At 66.1% G+C, this 16,183-nt stretch carries 16 protein-coding genes, 2 tRNA genes and 1 pseudogene; 13 read left to right on the top strand and 6 right to left on the bottom strand.

Annotated features, from left to right (window positions below; translation table 11 throughout):
• Positions 1-6 precede the first annotated feature (6 nt).
• A complete protein-coding gene (locus tag ACIQPQ_RS21625; RefSeq protein ID WP_401306038.1) occupies positions 7-1,482 on the bottom strand; it encodes an RNA-directed DNA polymerase in 1,476 nt (491 codons plus the stop codon).
• 139 nt (positions 1,483-1,621) lie between these two features.
• Between ACIQPQ_RS21625 and ACIQPQ_RS21630 the strand changes: the two are divergent.
• The 5 genes and pseudogenes from ACIQPQ_RS21630 to ACIQPQ_RS21650 all read left to right on the top strand — a co-directional run.
• A pseudogene (locus tag ACIQPQ_RS21630) lies at positions 1,622-1,799 on the top strand (NUDIX hydrolase); the annotation flags it as partial.
• Positions 1,800-1,900: 101 nt separating this feature from the next.
• Positions 1,901-3,130, top strand: coding sequence for a helix-turn-helix domain-containing protein (locus ACIQPQ_RS21635; RefSeq protein WP_401306040.1), 1,230 nt, complete (start codon positions 1,901-1,903; stop codon positions 3,128-3,130).
• A gap of 55 nt (positions 3,131-3,185) precedes the next feature.
• Positions 3,186-3,626 (top strand): hypothetical protein, encoded by a 441-nt coding sequence (locus tag ACIQPQ_RS21640; protein ID WP_029183420.1) that lies wholly within the window; start codon positions 3,186-3,188, stop codon positions 3,624-3,626.
• 652 nt (positions 3,627-4,278) lie between these two features.
• Positions 4,279-5,394, top strand: coding sequence for a hypothetical protein (locus ACIQPQ_RS21645; RefSeq protein ID WP_401306041.1), 1,116 nt, complete (start codon positions 4,279-4,281; stop codon positions 5,392-5,394).
• Positions 5,391-5,750 carry an ASCH domain-containing protein gene (locus ACIQPQ_RS21650; protein ID WP_401306042.1) on the top strand — a complete coding sequence of 120 codons (360 nt, stop codon included), beginning with the start codon at positions 5,391-5,393 and terminating at the stop codon, positions 5,748-5,750. Before ACIQPQ_RS21645 ends, ACIQPQ_RS21650 begins: the two co-directional genes overlap by 4 nt.
• 1,484 nt (positions 5,751-7,234) lie before the next feature.
• Here the strand turns inward: ACIQPQ_RS21650 and ACIQPQ_RS21655 are convergent.
• Positions 7,235-7,684, bottom strand: coding sequence for a GntR family transcriptional regulator (locus ACIQPQ_RS21655; RefSeq protein ID WP_401306043.1), 450 nt, complete (start codon positions 7,682-7,684; stop codon positions 7,235-7,237).
• A 161-nt stretch (positions 7,685-7,845) separates the two neighbouring features.
• On the opposite strand from ACIQPQ_RS21655, the gene ACIQPQ_RS21660 reads away from it, so the two are divergent.
• The 7 genes from ACIQPQ_RS21660 (at position 7,846) to xerC (ending at position 13,791) form a co-directional block, all read left to right on the top strand.
• A complete protein-coding gene (locus tag ACIQPQ_RS21660; RefSeq protein ID WP_401306044.1) occupies positions 7,846-8,229 on the top strand; it encodes a hypothetical protein in 384 nt (127 codons plus the stop codon).
• Positions 8,230-8,390: 161 nt separating this feature from the next.
• On the top strand, positions 8,391-9,803 hold the full coding sequence (locus ACIQPQ_RS21665; RefSeq protein ID WP_401306046.1) for an FtsK/SpoIIIE domain-containing protein: 1,413 nt from the start codon (positions 8,391-8,393) through the stop codon (positions 9,801-9,803).
• Positions 9,804-9,816: 13 nt separating this feature from the next.
• Complete coding sequence (locus tag ACIQPQ_RS21670) at positions 9,817-9,987, top strand: hypothetical protein (protein ID WP_401306047.1); 171 nt, start codon at positions 9,817-9,819, stop codon at positions 9,985-9,987.
• A 47-nt stretch (positions 9,988-10,034) separates the two neighbouring features.
• Entirely contained in the window at positions 10,035-10,769 is a 735-nt protein-coding gene (locus ACIQPQ_RS21675) for a DUF2637 domain-containing protein (protein ID WP_401306048.1), read from the top strand.
• Positions 10,770-10,901: 132 nt separating this feature from the next.
• A complete protein-coding gene (locus tag ACIQPQ_RS21680; RefSeq protein ID WP_401306049.1) occupies positions 10,902-12,359 on the top strand; it encodes a replication initiator in 1,458 nt (485 codons plus the stop codon).
• A complete protein-coding gene (locus ACIQPQ_RS21685) occupies positions 12,356-12,538 on the top strand; it encodes a helix-turn-helix domain-containing protein (protein WP_249639482.1) in 183 nt (60 codons plus the stop codon). Before ACIQPQ_RS21680 ends, ACIQPQ_RS21685 begins: the two co-directional genes overlap by 4 nt.
• Entirely contained in the window at positions 12,538-13,791 is a 1,254-nt protein-coding gene (gene xerC, locus ACIQPQ_RS21690) for a tyrosine recombinase XerC (RefSeq protein ID WP_401306051.1), read from the top strand. Before ACIQPQ_RS21685 ends, xerC begins: the two co-directional genes overlap by 1 nt.
• Before the next feature lie 114 nt (positions 13,792-13,905).
• On the opposite strand, the gene ACIQPQ_RS21695 is transcribed toward xerC, so the two are convergent.
• The 4 genes from ACIQPQ_RS21695 to ACIQPQ_RS21710 all read right to left on the bottom strand — a co-directional run bounded on the left by ACIQPQ_RS21695 (position 13,906) and on the right by ACIQPQ_RS21710 (position 15,267).
• Positions 13,906-14,082 (bottom strand): hypothetical protein, encoded by a 177-nt coding sequence (locus ACIQPQ_RS21695; protein WP_401306052.1) that lies wholly within the window; start codon positions 14,080-14,082, stop codon positions 13,906-13,908.
• 5 nt (positions 14,083-14,087) lie between these two features.
• A complete protein-coding gene (locus ACIQPQ_RS21700) occupies positions 14,088-14,300 on the bottom strand; it encodes a DUF2188 domain-containing protein (protein WP_401306054.1) in 213 nt (70 codons plus the stop codon).
• Between the two features lie 597 nt (positions 14,301-14,897).
• Positions 14,898-14,970: transfer RNA gene (locus tag ACIQPQ_RS21705), tRNA-Arg, on the bottom strand.
• Positions 14,971-15,176: 206 nt separating this feature from the next.
• Positions 15,177-15,267 (bottom strand) — tRNA-Ser (locus ACIQPQ_RS21710).
• A 157-nt stretch (positions 15,268-15,424) separates the two neighbouring features.
• Between ACIQPQ_RS21710 and ACIQPQ_RS21715 the strand changes: the two genes are divergently transcribed.
• Positions 15,425-16,027 (top strand): SSI family serine proteinase inhibitor, encoded by a 603-nt coding sequence (locus ACIQPQ_RS21715; protein WP_401306056.1) that lies wholly within the window; start codon positions 15,425-15,427, stop codon positions 16,025-16,027.
• Positions 16,028-16,183: the final 156 nt, after the last annotated feature.

Raw genomic sequence — 16,183 nt, forward strand, 5'->3', positions numbered from 1 at the left:
CAACTCCTAACGCGGTAGTGGAACCAGCGGATTTCCGAGCAAGTACCGGCTAACCCAGGTTAGTTGCGAGTTCGAACCAGCCAGAGCCTTCAAAAGCGGACGGGAGACGGATCTTGCTTCATACATTGCGACGAGCAGGGCGCGTCTCACGTTTACATCCGCCTCATTCTCAAACTCGCGTCGCAGGAGCTGTCCATCCGCGATGGTACTCACCCTCCCGAGATAGCGAGCAGCAAATTCGCGCGGGAGACTCGACTTATTTTTGTCCCCCAATATAGCCCATGCCATATCACGAATATCTGCAGAGTGAATATTTTGCCTCGCGGATGCCTGCAATATCCGCTGTTCAAGGTTGTCGTATTTATGGCCAGCGGCCCGCTGCATTGCCGAAATATAGGATCGGGTAATTGCGGGAAGTCGGCTCGGAAAACACTCCAAGTATCTGAGAAGCTCGCTAGCCAAGTGATGACTTTCCTTTAGGTTGCGCAGCACCCACGCAATCGCCCGATCGTCATCATGGTTTCCCATGCGGAAGAGGGAAAACTTGACGTCTCGGTCATTCTGTTCACCTTCAGCGGCTTCCAGAAATAGCTTGTACAGTCTCTCCTCGACACCCACCTCGCCGATTCTAAGCCCGTAGGCGATTGCATCTTTTTCCAAACTTTCGAGTTGCGAGAGAGCTGATATGGCGTCGTAGATGTTGGTCTTCGTCATCGACATCGAAAGACGGCGAGAGCGCAGAATGGAATTTATCTCCAGGAGAGCGCTTCGCAATGATTCACGCTCCGTGTCAAATATCATCATATCGTCGGAGTATCGGAGATATTTGAACTTGGAGCGATGCACGAACTCGTCTACCGGCAGCATGTAAAGGTTGGCCAGGATCGCCGAAGAGTCCGGTCCTTGCGGTATCCCCCATGCGTGGCTAGACGACTGAAACATACGGAGCCAAGAAATCAGTCTCTCTGTCACCCATGAGTTAGCACCCGCCGATTGAATATCTACTGCGAGCGTACCCACATCTATATGCTCATAGAAAGAGACAACGTCTGTACGGGCCAACTGAAACGGCGTCTTGCTGACCATTCTGACGCCGCGTTTTTGCATGGATACCCATGAATCGATTGGCTTCCAGAATGACTTACCGTTCTCTCCCCACCTCGCACTGTAAACACTGTCGTGTAGTTGCTTCTCAACTAGCTCTGCGATAGAGAAGATAAGCGTGTCATAAACAAGACGGTCATGCACCGAAAGTCGGGAAATCGGGCGTACTGCTACTGCATTCTTTGGAAGGTCTAGAACCTCAACATAGTCAGGACCAACCTGCCCGCTCCGCAAGGAGTTGATTACATTTGAACGGATGTCACCCCACGATTCCTTGACATCCGCCCAATTGATAATGTCCGGTATCTCCGAGCGCCCACGGCCATGAAATAGGCGGTTCCATGCGTCATCCAAGTTGGCCCAGAAGGGACGCCCCATAGCTCGCTGCTTCCCCCTCCGATCAGACCCTCACGATCGCGCCCTAGCGTAGTAGGAGTGACCGGCCTCGAAGCCTCACATGGCATGTAGAACATCACGAGTGGGCCCGACACCTGCCGGACCCAACACACCGACTCGCAACGTCTTCCGCATCGACGACGCCATCTACGCCGGACCGCCCACGGAGAAGAACGAATCCGACCGCATCGAGTGGATCCCCTCTCAGAGGCGCAGGGCATGATCGACCGCCATCGTGAGCAGTGGCTCGCTCGTGGGGCCTGCTCTACGTCGTCCTTGTGGACGAGGCGATTCGCTGACGCATAAGGCATTGCCGAGCCCGTCCTGACCTGTAGCACTCCACACTCGGCTCACACCCTCGGTACCTTCGTGAGAAGAAGCCTCTACGGATGGAGCACCGATGCTGGAGGAAGCCGAAGAGATCGGCCGTCGCGCACGCCGCGCACGGCTCCGCCTCGGCATGACGCAGGCCGACCTCGCTGCCGCCCTGGGCAAGACGCAGGGGTGGGTCTCGAAGATGGAGCGCGGGCACATCGAACTCGACCGCGTCGGCCTGCTCAATCTGCTCGCCTCGGAGTTGCACGTACACCCCAACGACCTCATCGGGCGTCCGTACAACAGCTCTCCGGCCGAGAATCAGTGGCAGGTCGCTGCCGCGTCCATCATGCGCGAGCTGCGTCGATACGACCTGACCCCCGTCTTTGACGGCACGCCCAGGTCGGCCCGTCAGCTCTGGCAGGAAACCACCCGGCTCCACCGTCTCCGCGATGCCGCCGCCAACGTGGCGATCATGGAGGTGCTGCCTGACCTGTTCCGCGAGACGCGCGCCCTGGCCGAGGTCGCCACGGGGCACGAGCGGGAAGAGGCGTACGCGATTTACGCGGTGTGCTGCAAGTTCGCCCACACTTCCGCGCATGCCCTCGGGCACCCGGAGCTGGTCGCCATGGCCTGTGAGCGGGCTGCATGGTCTGCGCGACAGTCCGGTGATCCCGTCCTGCCGGCTGTCGCCGACTGGATGCGCGTCTGGGACATGTGGGCTACTGCGGACTGGGACGACGCCATTGCCCTGTCGGACAAGGCCATCCGCAGCGTGCAGGAGGGATACGACCTGGGTGAGCCGCTCGCCGTGCGGGCGTGGGGTTCCCTGCAACTGCGTGCGGCCATCTCCGCCGCTCGGGGTGGTCACCGTGCGGAAGCTCGCGAGCGAGTCGACCACGCGCGGACCGCAGCCGATCGAGTGACGGAGTACGCCGGCCCCCCGGTGTACGACCGCCACAGCACAACCTTCTCGCCCGGCAATGTGCAGATCCACGCAATCAGCGTCGCACTGGAGATGCACGAACAGGGCAAGGCACTGTCGATAAACCGGCGCACAAGTCCGGACCTGATCGAGTCGCTCCCCAACTCCCGCCGTGGTCATCACCACATGGACCTGGCGCGTGCCTGGCTGTGGGACGGGAATCGCGACTCGGCGCTGAAGGAACTGGAGAAGGCCGAGCGCATCGCGCCCCAGCTCGTTCGGAACCACCCCATCGCTCGGTCAACCCTGCGCAGCATCGTGTACGCCGAGCGAGCGAGCACCCGTGAGAAGCTGCGCCGCATGTCGGACCGCTTCCACCTCGACGGGTAAGGGTCGTATTCCTGCGGTTCATATTGGACCCTGAGCACACACCTAGCTTCGGGGCATGGCCGATCGAACCTCGAAGCAACTCCCCACGCCCAGGACTGCGTTAGCCGCAGGCAGCCCCTTTCACCCACGCCTTGGCGACCTCGCTGTCGACCTCGCCAAGGACGGAACGGTCGGGGTGGTCGTCGCCCTGCCCAGCGACAGTTCGGCGTCGTACCAACTGCGTCCGCCTGGCGGTGGCGTGGACTGGCGCGCGAGGTCGGACGGAAGCACCCTCCGGCCCGTGCCGGTACCTGTCACCCACGTCACGCCCATGCGCCGAGACGCTGCATACGACCCCCGTGCACAGCAGGCGGGCCTGGCGGTAACCGTCCACTACGAGGACGGGGGCGCATGCGAGTCGCTCCTCGTTCTCACCCCCGCGCAAGTCGAGCTGTTCCACACCCAGCTCGACCGCATGATCAAGGCGAGGGAATCGGCCCAGGATCGTAAGCGGTGAGCCCGAACGTGCTGATGCTCGCCCCACCGACCTCTGCACGTGCCCTCGTGCGACCTCCTGTCGCATTCCGCTGTGAATCCACCGCCCACGACCTCAGTGGCTCCTGCGAAGTCCTACTCGCCACCTACCGCGGCCGTTCCCCACGCCTCGCGGCCCGGTGGCTGAGAGCCTCCGCGCACCGCCTCGCCCGGCTGCTGTCCCCGGGCCTCGGGGCCATGAGTCTCGCTGACGCGCCGCTCGTCGTCACCGGGCCGGAGATCCCGCGTCCCGATGTGGAGTTGCGTGCCTGGGCCGAAAGCGACCAGGCGTACGAGCACGCGCTACGCGCTCTCGCCGCAGGCCACACGTTCATGTTCACCGTGACGGACTACGACGCCCGGTACTCCCTCCGCGTGTACCCGTTACCGGCCCGCCGGCCACGCCTCCCGCAACATCCCGCCCTCGCCGAGGGTCCGCCCGATCCCTCGACGAGGGTGGGCCGTCACCGACGCTCCCGCGGGCGTCGCCCGACCCGATGACTCCCGCCCCCGCGTCTCTTCCGGTTCCCCCCGGCGCGGGGCGGGTCCACCACGCAAATCACAGTTCAACCGCTGAACGCACATCCGCCGCTCTGCGGCGCAGTCCTGCCCATCTACCGAGGGGAAGACGCGCGGTGACCACCTATCCCGTATCGCCGAACACCGTTCTCGCCAACGCGCTCACAAACGCTGAGGACCTGCTCAGGCCGCACATCGTCACTGCGGCTCCGGAGCGGATCGTGTTCGTGGTGGGAACGCAGATCAACGGAGCGCCGCACATCGGAACGTCCCTGGTTCAGTCGCTCACGTTCGCCACGGCGGCCCGCATCCGGGGCAAGTTCGACGTACCGGCCGAAGTCCAGTTCAGCGCCCTCGACAACGCCCCGTACGCCATCGTCACCGACAAGGAGACCGGTCACCGCTACCAACGGGCTTACGCGCAAGCCCTCGGTGAAGACGGCATCGCGGAACAGGTCGACAAGCTGTACCGCCCGCTCTTCGCCGCTCTGTCCGAGCGGCTGGAAGTGCCGTACTCCATCGAGACCTACAGCCAGCAGCAAGCAGGCGAGCACTACCGCCGTACCTGGCTGCGTGTGTTGCCCCGTATGGCAGCAGCCCGCTGGTACCTGTCTCCGTCCTCCGGTCGGCCACACGTTCGCGTTCCCTGCCCGCGCCCCGGCTGCGGATGGGCCGAGAAGCACGCCGAACGCACCCGCGTCCGTGACGACGGCTTCGAGCGGGCGACCATCTCAGCCGTGTGCCTGCACCACGGCGCATACGAGGTCGTCATCGAGCCTGCGAGCGGCGGCTACCTCGACCTCGCCACCCTGTACCGGAACCTCGTCAAGGAACTGGCCATCGCCGGAGCGGACGGCACGCTGTACGTCATGGTCAAGGGCGGCGACTGGATGCCTGGCTGTCTCCTCGTCGACGGCGCCCTACAGGCCGTTGGCCTCACCCACGGACAGATGCCCGCCCGGCTGTTCTGCCCGCAGGTGGTCACCGACACGGGCGCGAAACTGTCCAAATCCCTTATCAGGGAGGGACAAGCGCCCTTGCCGGACGGTGCGGCCCCGTGGATGCTCGACACCCGGGAGTGGCCGGGGTCGTTGGCTGAGTACGTCGACCGTCTGCTCGGTCTGACCGACGTGTTACTCGCTGATCCACGCCACTTCTTCCGCTCGTACTCGGCCGGTGAACTCGGCCGGCTGATGACCACCGCAATAGCTAGGAGCGTTCCCGCCCCATGACGGAAACCGCCGCCGCTCGCGTCCGCGAACTGAACCTCTACCGCCGGTACTTCGATCTCGTCGCCGCAGGTGAGAAGACCATCGAGGTGAGGGTGAAGTACCCCCACCTCGAAGACCTGGCCGCCGGAGACGTCATCCGCTTCCGGATCAAGGGCACGGACGAGACGTGCGACGTTCACGTGAATCGGGTGACGGAGTACAAGACGTTCGAGGAACTCCTCGACGGGGAGGACCCGGCGAACGTCAACCCGGCGTCCTCCCGCGAGCAGCAGCTCGCCAACATCCGCGAGATCTACCCGGCGGAGAAGGAAGCACTCGGCGCGCTCGCCATCGAAATCGAACGGCTTCCCCTGTAGTCCCGTCGTACGGTCTCGCCCCCGAGGGCGGTGCGGCTTCCTCCGAGGGAGCGCCAACAGCTGAAAGCCGGACCACCCTTCAGGCTGGACAGCAATCCGGGTGGTCCGGTCTCGGAATCCCCGGTTCTCGGTCAGGACCCCGGTGCGGATGGCACCGGGCTGGTTGGCGTGCGCTAACAGAGGTCCTGCTCAACCGGGGCTTTCTGTCATCGAGTTGGAGAAGGGTCCTGACCTGAACCATCGAAAGTCAGCCACGGCGACGGGTGCGCCGAACGCGCACCCGTCACGTGTGTCTCCAGCAACCACCCACCGGCATCAGCCACGCTTCTTCGAACGTCACGAGCCTCCGCATCACACCGGCCCCGGCGCTCCGTCGGTTGCGGCTGAAAAATGGCTTCTGTCTGCGGCGCTGAGGCTGGCCGCCCGCCGCAAGTGGCTGACAGCAATTCGCAGTGATATGTGCCGAATTGGCGAGCGTCACGCTTCTGTCGACCGTGCGCACCTTGGGGTGACTGACAGGGTTCTTCGCGGTTCCGGCTGACTGCTCCTCGGGCTGCGGCGCGAGCAGGCGGGGCCGCTGCGGGCGGTGGCGGAGACATGGAGCCAGCGGCGGGCGGGCCCGCCGCGCCGCGCGGCCCGCGCCAGCGGGCCGCCTTGATCCAGTAAAGAAACTTTGGACAGCTCGCTCCTTCGGTCGCTTCGGCCAGTAGGTGGCGGGCTGTTTCGATGTGTTCGGCATATCTCATCCGCATTATTGCCGTTTCAGTCTGTTCTATTCGTCGGATCGCCGTTCTCTATCCACAGGCCCCGCCATGTCTGATGTCCCTGCTGAAAGTTATCCACAGGCATGCCCGCCGGGCGCGGGCCATCGGAAAGGGGGAGTGAGGTGCGCTACCTGATGGGTCATCAGCTTCTGCTGATCGCGCGCGGCTCACGCCGGAGAGCCTGGAGCCCATGCCCACCGAAGGCGATAGATGTGACTCAAGCCACTCAGCTGACCGTCACACGCTCAGCCCTTCCGGCACCTGTAACCAGTGAGAGTCCGGATTCTCTGCGAATTTCCGGAGGGCTACGGCCCAGCGGGCAGGGCAACGGAGGTGGAGCGAGTGGGAGACGACTGGCGGGCTCTGCGTCGGCCACAGCAGCCGATTGCTTCCCGTCAGGCGTGCCGTCCTGCGACTCCGCCGCCCGCGCGACGGGAGGTCACAAAGGATTTTCCTGCCCGCTCCCGCCCGGCGGGCACGTGGGTTGCGGCAGCAGGACCGGTTTCAGCAGGCTTCCCGGACGAGCGGCCGAATGGTGCACGCGCGCTTCGCCAGAACGGGCCACCAAGGGGTTTCACGAGGCGACACGGATGAACGGCACAGCGACGGACGGGGAAGCGGTGGACGAGCGGGAGATCGCAGCGCTGGAAGCGGACGTGGAGCAACTATCCATCGAGATAGCGGAGTTCGCGGAGCTTATGCGGCGGGCAGCGCAGGAACTCAACTCTCTTGCTCGTCGATGTGGTCTGCCATCTTCTGCATCAGAGTGACCATCTTGGCCATGTCCTGTTTCAGCCCTGCCAGTTCATGTTTCAGCTCCTCCACCTCCATGGCGAGGTTGAAGTAGCGAGTCTCGGAAGGCGTCGGCTTGGGGGGCGTGCTCTCGGGTGCACCCTCGCCGGCCGGTTCGTCCTGAGCTTGCTCGGGTTCACCTTCGGGCCGGCGCACGAAACTGCCCCTGCCCTGGACGCCGTAGATGAGCCCCTCGTTCTTGAGCATGCGGAACGCGTTCTGCACGGTGGCGCTGGCGATGCCGAACTTCTCCTGCAGTTCCCGCGACGGGGGGATCTGGTCACCAGGCTTCAGGACGCCGGCCTGAATCTGGCGTCGCAGGTACTCGGCGACCTGCACATAGGGGGGCCGGTGGTCCCGATCAAGGGGCAGTGTCATGGCCGCAGGATACGGCCACCCAGCTAGATCACGCGGGAGTACCAGCGAACTCGCACCCTCAGCGTTTCAGTTGACTAGCGTTGCAGCTAACTGAAACATGTGGTTGTATCTGGTCCTGGCCGGATTTACCGGTCACCCCCTACAGGAAGGGCCTCACTGTCATGGCCAGGACCGTTATCCGTGTGCACGTGCTGGACTCCACGAACGTCATGGTCGGCACGCCGACGGTGCCGAAGTGGAAGGACCAGGAGAACGGCGTCCGCGCGGTGGACTTCGAGACCGGTGCGCCGCTGTGCACGCTGACCCTCTTCGTGATGGAAGGCGAGCGCGCCGAGGCGATCAAGGTGACCGTCCCGCAGACCGGTCTGCCCAACGGCCTGCACCCGGGCCGACTGGTCCGCCCGGTGGACCTCTTCGCGAGCCCGTGGGCGCGGATCTTCAACGATCAGCTTCAGGAAGGCGTGGCCTACCGCTGCTCTGCGCTGGAACTCGTCGACGGTCACGTGCAGCAGGACATGGCCGCGCCCGAGTCCGCTGCGGCGTGACGCCGCTCCCCGCATGGCTGGGGTGAGACCCCAGATGGCAGCCGCCCGTTCGCAATCTTCATCGACGGAGCGGCTGCCCCTCTGGGGCATGCGCCCCCATCCCTTGTGCTCCTCCGCGCGTCCGATGCCGCGCGTTTCCCGAACGACACGAAGGAAGACTGGTGAACGAACTCAACGAAGCGGCTGGTTGGCTCCGCGGAGCAACGTGGCTGGGACTCGGCCTGATCGCCCTGTGGGCCGTGATCTGGGTCGTCCGCTACCTGCGGGCGTCGCCGATGGAGCGGATCAGTATCCGACAGGCGATACGGATTCGCTGGGGCTGGAAGCGACTCGCCCAGATGTGCGGACTATCGGTCACGGACAAGATGCCCACCCCCCTGGCCTCGCTCGCGAACACGGACGGCACGCCGCCCAAGCCCCGGGTCCTGGTTCCGGCCCTCAAGGTCACGCCGGACGCCTTCGGAGTGATGGCGTGGGCCAACTGCTTGCCGAAGGTGGGTCTGGCGGAGTTCCAGAAGGCAGCCCCCTACCTGGCGGACGCCTGGCGCATGACGCGGGTGTCCGCACTACCCGGGGACAGGCCCGGACAGGTCCTGCTGCGCGGGGTGCGGGTGGACCCGCTGATCGTGCCGACCGTGCACGTGCCCACCGGCCGCCCTCTGGAGGAGCACGCGAAATGGGACCTGGGGGTCGACGAGTTCGGCATGCCCGTCGTCGTACCCCTCAGGGAAGTGCCCGGCATGGCTGTCGGCGGCCTGCCGGGCTTCGGGAAGACCTCATGCGTGAACCGGCTGGTGTGCGACTGGGCACCCTCGCCGGCCGTGCAGTTCGTCTTCTTCGACGGCAAGGTCTCCCACGCCTATGAGGGCGACTACGCCGACCTCGTCCAGCGGGCGTTCGCGTTCTGCGGCGACGACCTGGAGCAGGCGAACAAGCTGTTGAAGGAACTGGTGCAGCTGCGCCGCGCCCGCTCCGCCTCTATCCGTAGCGTCCTGGGCGTGAAGAACATGTGGCACGTCGGCCCGTCCGCCGACTGGCCACTGATCGTCATCGTCATCGACGAAGCCCACACCTACTATCGCGACCACAAAGGCTCCGACCCGGCCACGAGGAAGCTCGCCGCGTTCGCGGCGGACAACGCCCGTTTGACGGAGGACCTGGTGAAGAAGGGCCGTTCGGTCGGCTTCCTGACCGTACTGACCACGCAGAAGACCACCGGGGACGCCATCCCCACCTTCATCCGGGATGTGTGCCCGGTCGGTCTGTCCTTCGCGCAGAAGACCGCGGATGCCGCCGTGGCCGCGCTCGGCGACGACATCCGCGAGTGGCCCGACGCCAGCCCGGTCAACCTCCAGGACCCCGCCTACGTCGGTGTCGCGGTCATGTCCCAGCACGGGCGCCCCGGCTTCGTACGCATCCGTACCCCCTACGTCGCCGACGAAGACGCCGCCCACATTTCCGAGCAGACCGCCCACCTGACGCAGCACCCGGCGCGGCTGCTGGAGAACCTGACGGGCCGCCCGGTGGTGGACCTCACCAAGCCCGACCCCGAGCCCCCGGCAAAGGTGGCCTGACATGCGCCGCGTCATGAGGATCTACATCCGGCACATGCGCAGGGCGATCACCGCCCAGGACTTTGACATGGCTGATCGGATCGGCATCGCCGCTTACCTCGTCGCCAACGCCAGCGAACGCCGGGTTCTGGAGACCTACCTCGGGCCGAACGCCGCCCACCGGGCCGGCCTCGACCGCGACTGACCCCTGCTCTTGCCCTCAACTCGTCCTGGAAGGAGGTGAAACCCCTCATGTCAGAAGATCGGATCACTCAGCGCACGATCACCGTGGTCATGGCGGTCATCGCCCTGCTGGCGTTCGTGTTCTCCTTCGGCAACGTCTGGAACCTCGCCCTGCGCCTGGGCGTCCCCAACCCGATCGCACCGCTGATCGCCCCCATGGTCGACCTGTCCGTCCTCGGTCTCCTGGTCGCCCTGCGTTACCTGTCCCTGCGCGGCGTCCCCGCCGACGCCCTCAAGGGCGCGACCCGGCTGATGCACACCTCCGGCTTCTTCACTCTCGCCCTCAACATCGCCGAACCCATCATCGCCGGGCACTACGGCCGCGCCTGCGTCGACTCGGTCGCCCCGCTGCTCCTACTCGGCTGGGGCGCTGTCGGCCCGGCGCTACTGCGCCACTTCCACGCCGTCGCCACCCCAGCCGGTGTATGGGCTGGACACCCGGCCCCCGTAGCCCTTCCGGAGCCGAGCAGGGAAACCGTGCCGGATGACGACCCGACCGAAGCCGCTCCTGCCCCGGAGCCGGCGATGCCCCCGGCTCCCGCCCCGTTGGCCCCCGCCCTCTCTCCAGTCTCTGCGCCGCATTCACCGGTCAAGGTGGCCCCGGCCCTGCTCGACGCCGCCCGCGAGATCGCCGACGCCCACCGCGCCGCACACGGCCAGCCGATCACCGCGCCCCAGCTCAAGGCTCGCCTCGGCGTAAGCCTGCCTCTGGCCACCGCCGCACACGCGGCCCTGACGGCCTGAACCTCCCGCCGGCCTCCCGGCGCTCCTCCTCCCTGGCCCCCTGGGCCTGCCCCGTCACGCCCTCGGGCAGCACCCAGCCCCGCCCTCAGTGCTGCCCAGGGCCCTCCATCAGCGGAAAGGACGCACCTGCCGATGCCCCGCGACCTCAACCTGCGGCACGTGATCAGCCCCGCTGTCCGGGACCTGATCGAACTGGCCAACCTCGGCGACTTCGACCGCACCCGCGACCAGGTCTCCCGCCTGCGCGGCTGCACCCGCCCCATCAACCTCGTCGGCCACACCCACACCCGCGACGCAGCCACTGGCGAAACGATCCGCTCATATTCCACCAGCGACGAACCCACCGGACGCCTGCTGACCACCTGCGGCAACCGCCGCACCTCCCGCTGCGCCACCTGCTCCCGCGTCTACGCAGCCGACATCTACCACCTCATCCGCGCCGGACTCTCCGGCGGCAAGAACGTCCCCGAAACCGTCCGCTCCCACCCCCGCGTCTTCGCCACGCTCACCGCCCCTTCGTTCGGAGCCGTCCACAACCGGCCCATCACCAAGGACGGCAAGCCACACGCCTGCCGCTGCGGAAAGCACCACGCAGACGACGCCCCCGCACTCGGCACACCACTGCACCCGGCCTCCTACGACTACACCGGCGCCGTGCTGTGGAACGCCCACGCCGGAGCCCTGTGGGCCCGCTTCACCCTCAACCTCCGCCGCGCCCTGGCCGCCCACTTCGGCATCACACAGAAGGACATGAAGCAGATTCTGCGAGTGTCCTTCGCCAAGGTCGCCGAGTACCAAAAGCGCGGCCTGGTCCACTTCCACGCCGTCATCCGCATCGACGGCCCCGACGGCCACACCAGCTCCCCACCGACCTGGGCCACCGTGGACGACCTCACCCACGCCATCCGCGCCGCAGTCCCCCGCACCGCGCTCACCGTCACCTCCGACACCGTCGGAGACCACAAGATCCGCTGGGGACAGATGCTCGACGTACAGGAAATCACCGCGCTCGGCGACGGCGAACTCACCGACGCCGCCGTGGCCGGATACATCGCCAAGTACGCCACCAAGAGCGCTGAGGACTCCGGCACCGTCGACCGTTCCCTGGTCTGCCGCACCTGCTCCGGCCACGGCACCGTCGGCGACCGTATTCGGGACCTGTGCCCCGACTGCGAAGGCACCCGCCAGGCCGAACCCCTACGGGACCTGCCCGTCCACCAGCACGTTCGGCAAATGATCCGCACCGCCTGGGACCTCGGTGGCCTGCCCGAATTCGCGGACCTCAAGCTCTGCAAGTGGGCCCACATGCTCGGCTTCCGCGGCCACTTCTCCACCAAGTCTCGCGCCTACTCCACCACCCTCGGCGCCCTCCGCGACGTACGCCGCGCCTGGCGCCTCGCCCAAGCCGAAGCAGCCCGCACCCGCGCCGGCATCCCCGCGCCCACCCCGGACACCGTCCTCGTCACCGAAGCCTCCTGGGCCTACCTCGCCTCGGGCTACCACCCCGGCGAAGAACTCCTCGCCAACCAGACCCGCCACGACATCAACCAGGCCCAACGCCGCAAGCACGAAGGGCTGGAGCCTGCATGACGACCGCCGTACTCACCGTGGACCAGGTCGCGACGCGCCTCGGCATCAGCCGCTGGAAGGTCCACGACCTGATCCGCTCCCGCGAACTCGCCTCCTTCAAGATCGGCCGCTGCCGCCGCATCAGCGAAACCGCACTGGACGCCTATGTATCCCTCCGCACCGAACAGGAAGCCGCCTGATGGCCACGCCGAAGAAGAACGCCAACAACGAGGGCACCATCTACCAGCGCAAGGACGGCCGTTGGGAAGGCAGCGCCTACGTACTGACGACGGACGGCACGTACAAGCGGCGCAGCGTCTACGGCAAGACCTGGGACGAGGCGCACGAGAAGCTGACCAAGCTCAAGGCCGACTCTCTCAACGGTCTCCCGGTCGCCACCAGCAAAATGACGATCGCCGAGTACCTGACGTACTGGCTGACGAACATCGCCAAGAACAAGGTCCGCAAGACCACGTACGTCAACTACGAGTCGCTGGTGCGCAACTACGTCACCCCGGAGTTCGGCACGAAGAAGCTGGTCCGGCTTACCGCTCGCGACATCCGCGCCTTCCTCGCGAAGACTGCGGTCGCCTGCCAGTGCTGCGCACAGGGCAAGGACAAGAAGCGTCCAGAGCACAAGCGGCGCTGCTGTGCCCTCGGCAAGTGCTGCAAGAAGCTCCCGTCTGATCGGACCGTGCGCTTCCTGCTGGTGATCATGCGCGCCGCTCTCCAGCACGCCGTACGCGAAGACGAGTTGCCCCGCAATGTGGCCCGGAACGTGGAGCTGAGCATGGGAACGAAGCGCGAGATCGAACCGCTCTCGGTGAGGGAGGGGCGTCAGCTCCTGGCGGCGGCCCGAGACAACCGGCTGTGGGCCGCGTACGAAATGGCGGTCCGTATCGGCCTGCGGCGCGGCGAGGTGCTCGGGCTGCGCTGGTCAGACGTGGATCTCCACGAAGGCGTCCTCACCGTGCGGCAGGCCCTACAGCGGGTCGGCGGCGAGTTGCTGATCGTCGCGCCCAAGACACAGCGCTCGGCCCGCCGCGTGGCTCTCCCTGGCGAGTGTGTAACCGCGCTCCGGGCTCAGCGCGCCCAGCAGATCGCCGACAGGAAGGCGGCGGGCCACAACTGGAAGGGGACGGGTCACGGCCTCGTCTTCACCACCAAGAACGGAACCCCCATCGAGCCGCGCAACCTGAACCGCTCCTTCGAGGTGCTGAGCCTCCGCGCCGGCGTCCGCAAGGTCCGCTTTCACGACCTGCGCCACACCTGCGCGTCCCTCCTCCACGAACAGGGCGCCGACGCCCGCATGATCATGGAAGTCCTCGGCCACAGCTCGATCCGCGTGACCATGGACATCTACACGTTCGTACGGCTCGACTCGCAGCGCTCGGCGTTCGATCGAGTGGGGGATGCCCTGCGGAAGGACGACGACACGAAGCCGGGTGCATAGACGGAGGCGCAGTCGAGGCTCTGACCGGAACCCACTGTGGCTCCGCACATTCCGGCGCTAAGACGGAGTCCCCGCCGCGTTGGTAGGGGCTCCGTCTCAGAACGGACTACCTGGTCAGCCGCTGATCAGGTCGATGGTTTCGACCCGAGCGGACCGGATTCTGAGCGTCACGACGACGTCACCGTCGCTGTCGACCGCGTAGAAGTCGATGAAGTCGCCAACGGTCTTGAACCCGGAGGCTTCGACCTCGCGCTTCCCGCTGAAGTCCTTATTGATCACGTACTTGTCCATCGCGATCAGCCCTTCGACTTCTTCGGGTCACTGCCCGGCGGGACGGTGTTCTGCTCTCGCACCTGACCGTTCGTGCCCCGGATGCGTAGTTCTCCGCCACCGTCGTTGGCCAAGATCTCCTTGGCACGCGCGGCCGCCTCAGCCTGAGTCGGCAGAACGGCGCTGGCTCGTTCAGCCCCAGGCTTCGTCACTGCCCAGCCGTCGTCGCGCTTCGACACGTCCCGAATGTTGGGTTGCCCTGTCATGAAACATCCGTTTCCGAGATTGGACGCGCAGGACGGCCATCTTGGAGGAACCAAGAGACGGCGATAGGGTCCGAAGGCGCGACCAACGCATCAGGCCCCATCCACGCGCCCAACCTCAAGTTGGGCCCCGGCTGGGGCCTGTTTTGGTTTGGCGGATCAAGTGAAGCACCCCAGACGACCCGTCAGCAAGCAAGGACACCCCAACATGTACCGGGAAATGGGGAGTCCACCACAACATCTTGTGTTTCAGGCGAGAGCTCGACACCAGGATACCGGCGCCCACTGACAGTGAGGGTGGCCCAACGGAGACGAAGGGAATCCGAAGCGACAGCGGCCCTCACCTACGCAGACCCTCGATGATCCAGACTCGCGGTCGGGACCGTGATGTGAGCCAGAGGCGGGCGGGCACGCACCGGCCGACCGCACGATCTCGACTGCTCCACAAAAGATGCGTGCTCCGACGACTCACGGTCGCACCAGTCACGGCTGGAGACGGTTGCCGTCAAACACTGCCGTCAACGCAAAAGCCAGAGGCCCTAAGGAGTGATCCTTAGGGCCTCTGCTCTGCTGTGCACTCGGCAGGATTCGAACCTGCAACCTTCTGATCCGTAGTCAGATGCTCTATCCGTTAAGCTACGAGTGCTTGTGTTGTGCTGTTTTTTTGTCTTGCTTGCGGTTCTTTCGGCCCCCTCGCGGCGACAGGAAGAACATTACATGACTGCCGCCGCCATGTGAAATCCGATTCCCGTACCCCTTGTGAGCTGCGGAGATGCGGTCAAACGGGGGTGCGTGCCGGGGGGGCTGAACGGGCGAAGCCCCGGTCGGGTGGACCGGGGCTTCGGTGTCGCGCGGAGGCGGAGGGATTTGAACCCTCGATGGGCTTTAAGACCCAAACCGCATTAGCAGTGCGGCGCCATAGACCGGACTAGGCGACGCCTCCAGCACAGCCGCTCGCGTGGGTGCGAGTGGTGCGTGCAGATGATGACACAGTCGCGCGTGCTGTCACCAATCGACGTCCACGGTACTAGGCGGGCGGGCCGTGGGGCAAAGGTGTTCTCCGGGCGTCACGTCGGCCTCCGCCCGGCGTTAGTCAGCGCATGTCTCCCGCACCGCGCACCGCCCGCGCCCCGCGCACCGTCCCGGTCTCACGTGGCGTCCGTACCGCCCGTACCGTCCCGGTCTCCCCGTCCGGCGACGCCTCCGGCACGACCGCCGCGCCCGCGACGCCCACCGCCGCACCCCTCACCTCCCTCCGCCGCTTCGGCCTCGGTCTCTCCGTGCTCGCGCTCGCCGCCGCGTCGACCGTGGGGCTGGGGCCCGCCGCCCTCGCGTACGGGGACGACGGGGCACGGGTCCGGGCGGTCGCCCCGGAGTCCGCCGACCATCTCGTCGTCACCGTTCGCGGGGCCGGCGTCGGGGCGGACGGGACGTTCCGGGTCTCCTGCCATCCCGAGCGCGGCGACCACCCCAACGTGCCCGGCGCCTGCGCCACCCTGGACCGCAACACCGTCTGGGGCACCGACCCCTTCGCGCCCGTACCGGCGGGCAGCTTCTGCACGCTGCAGTACGGCGGCGCCGCCACCGCGCGCGTCACCGGGCGGTGGGCCGGGCGGCCCGTCGACGCCACGTTCGCCCGCAAGGACGGGTGCCAGATGGAGCGGTGGGACCGGTTCGTCCCGCTTCTGCCCGACCTGCGCTGACCCGGCAGGGGCGCCCAGCCCGACCTCGCCGACCCCGCGGGGCCACCGGAGGAGCCATCAGGAGGGCGATCGATGGCCCACTGATGGCCACCGATGGCTGCTCTCCGCAGGGCCCCACAAAAGCACCCGTCCCGTAAACCTCCTGCGAAAGTCCCG

This window comes from Streptomyces sp. NPDC091281 (genome assembly GCF_044757425.1).
GTDB lineage: Bacteria > Actinomycetota > Actinomycetes > Streptomycetales > Streptomycetaceae > Streptomyces.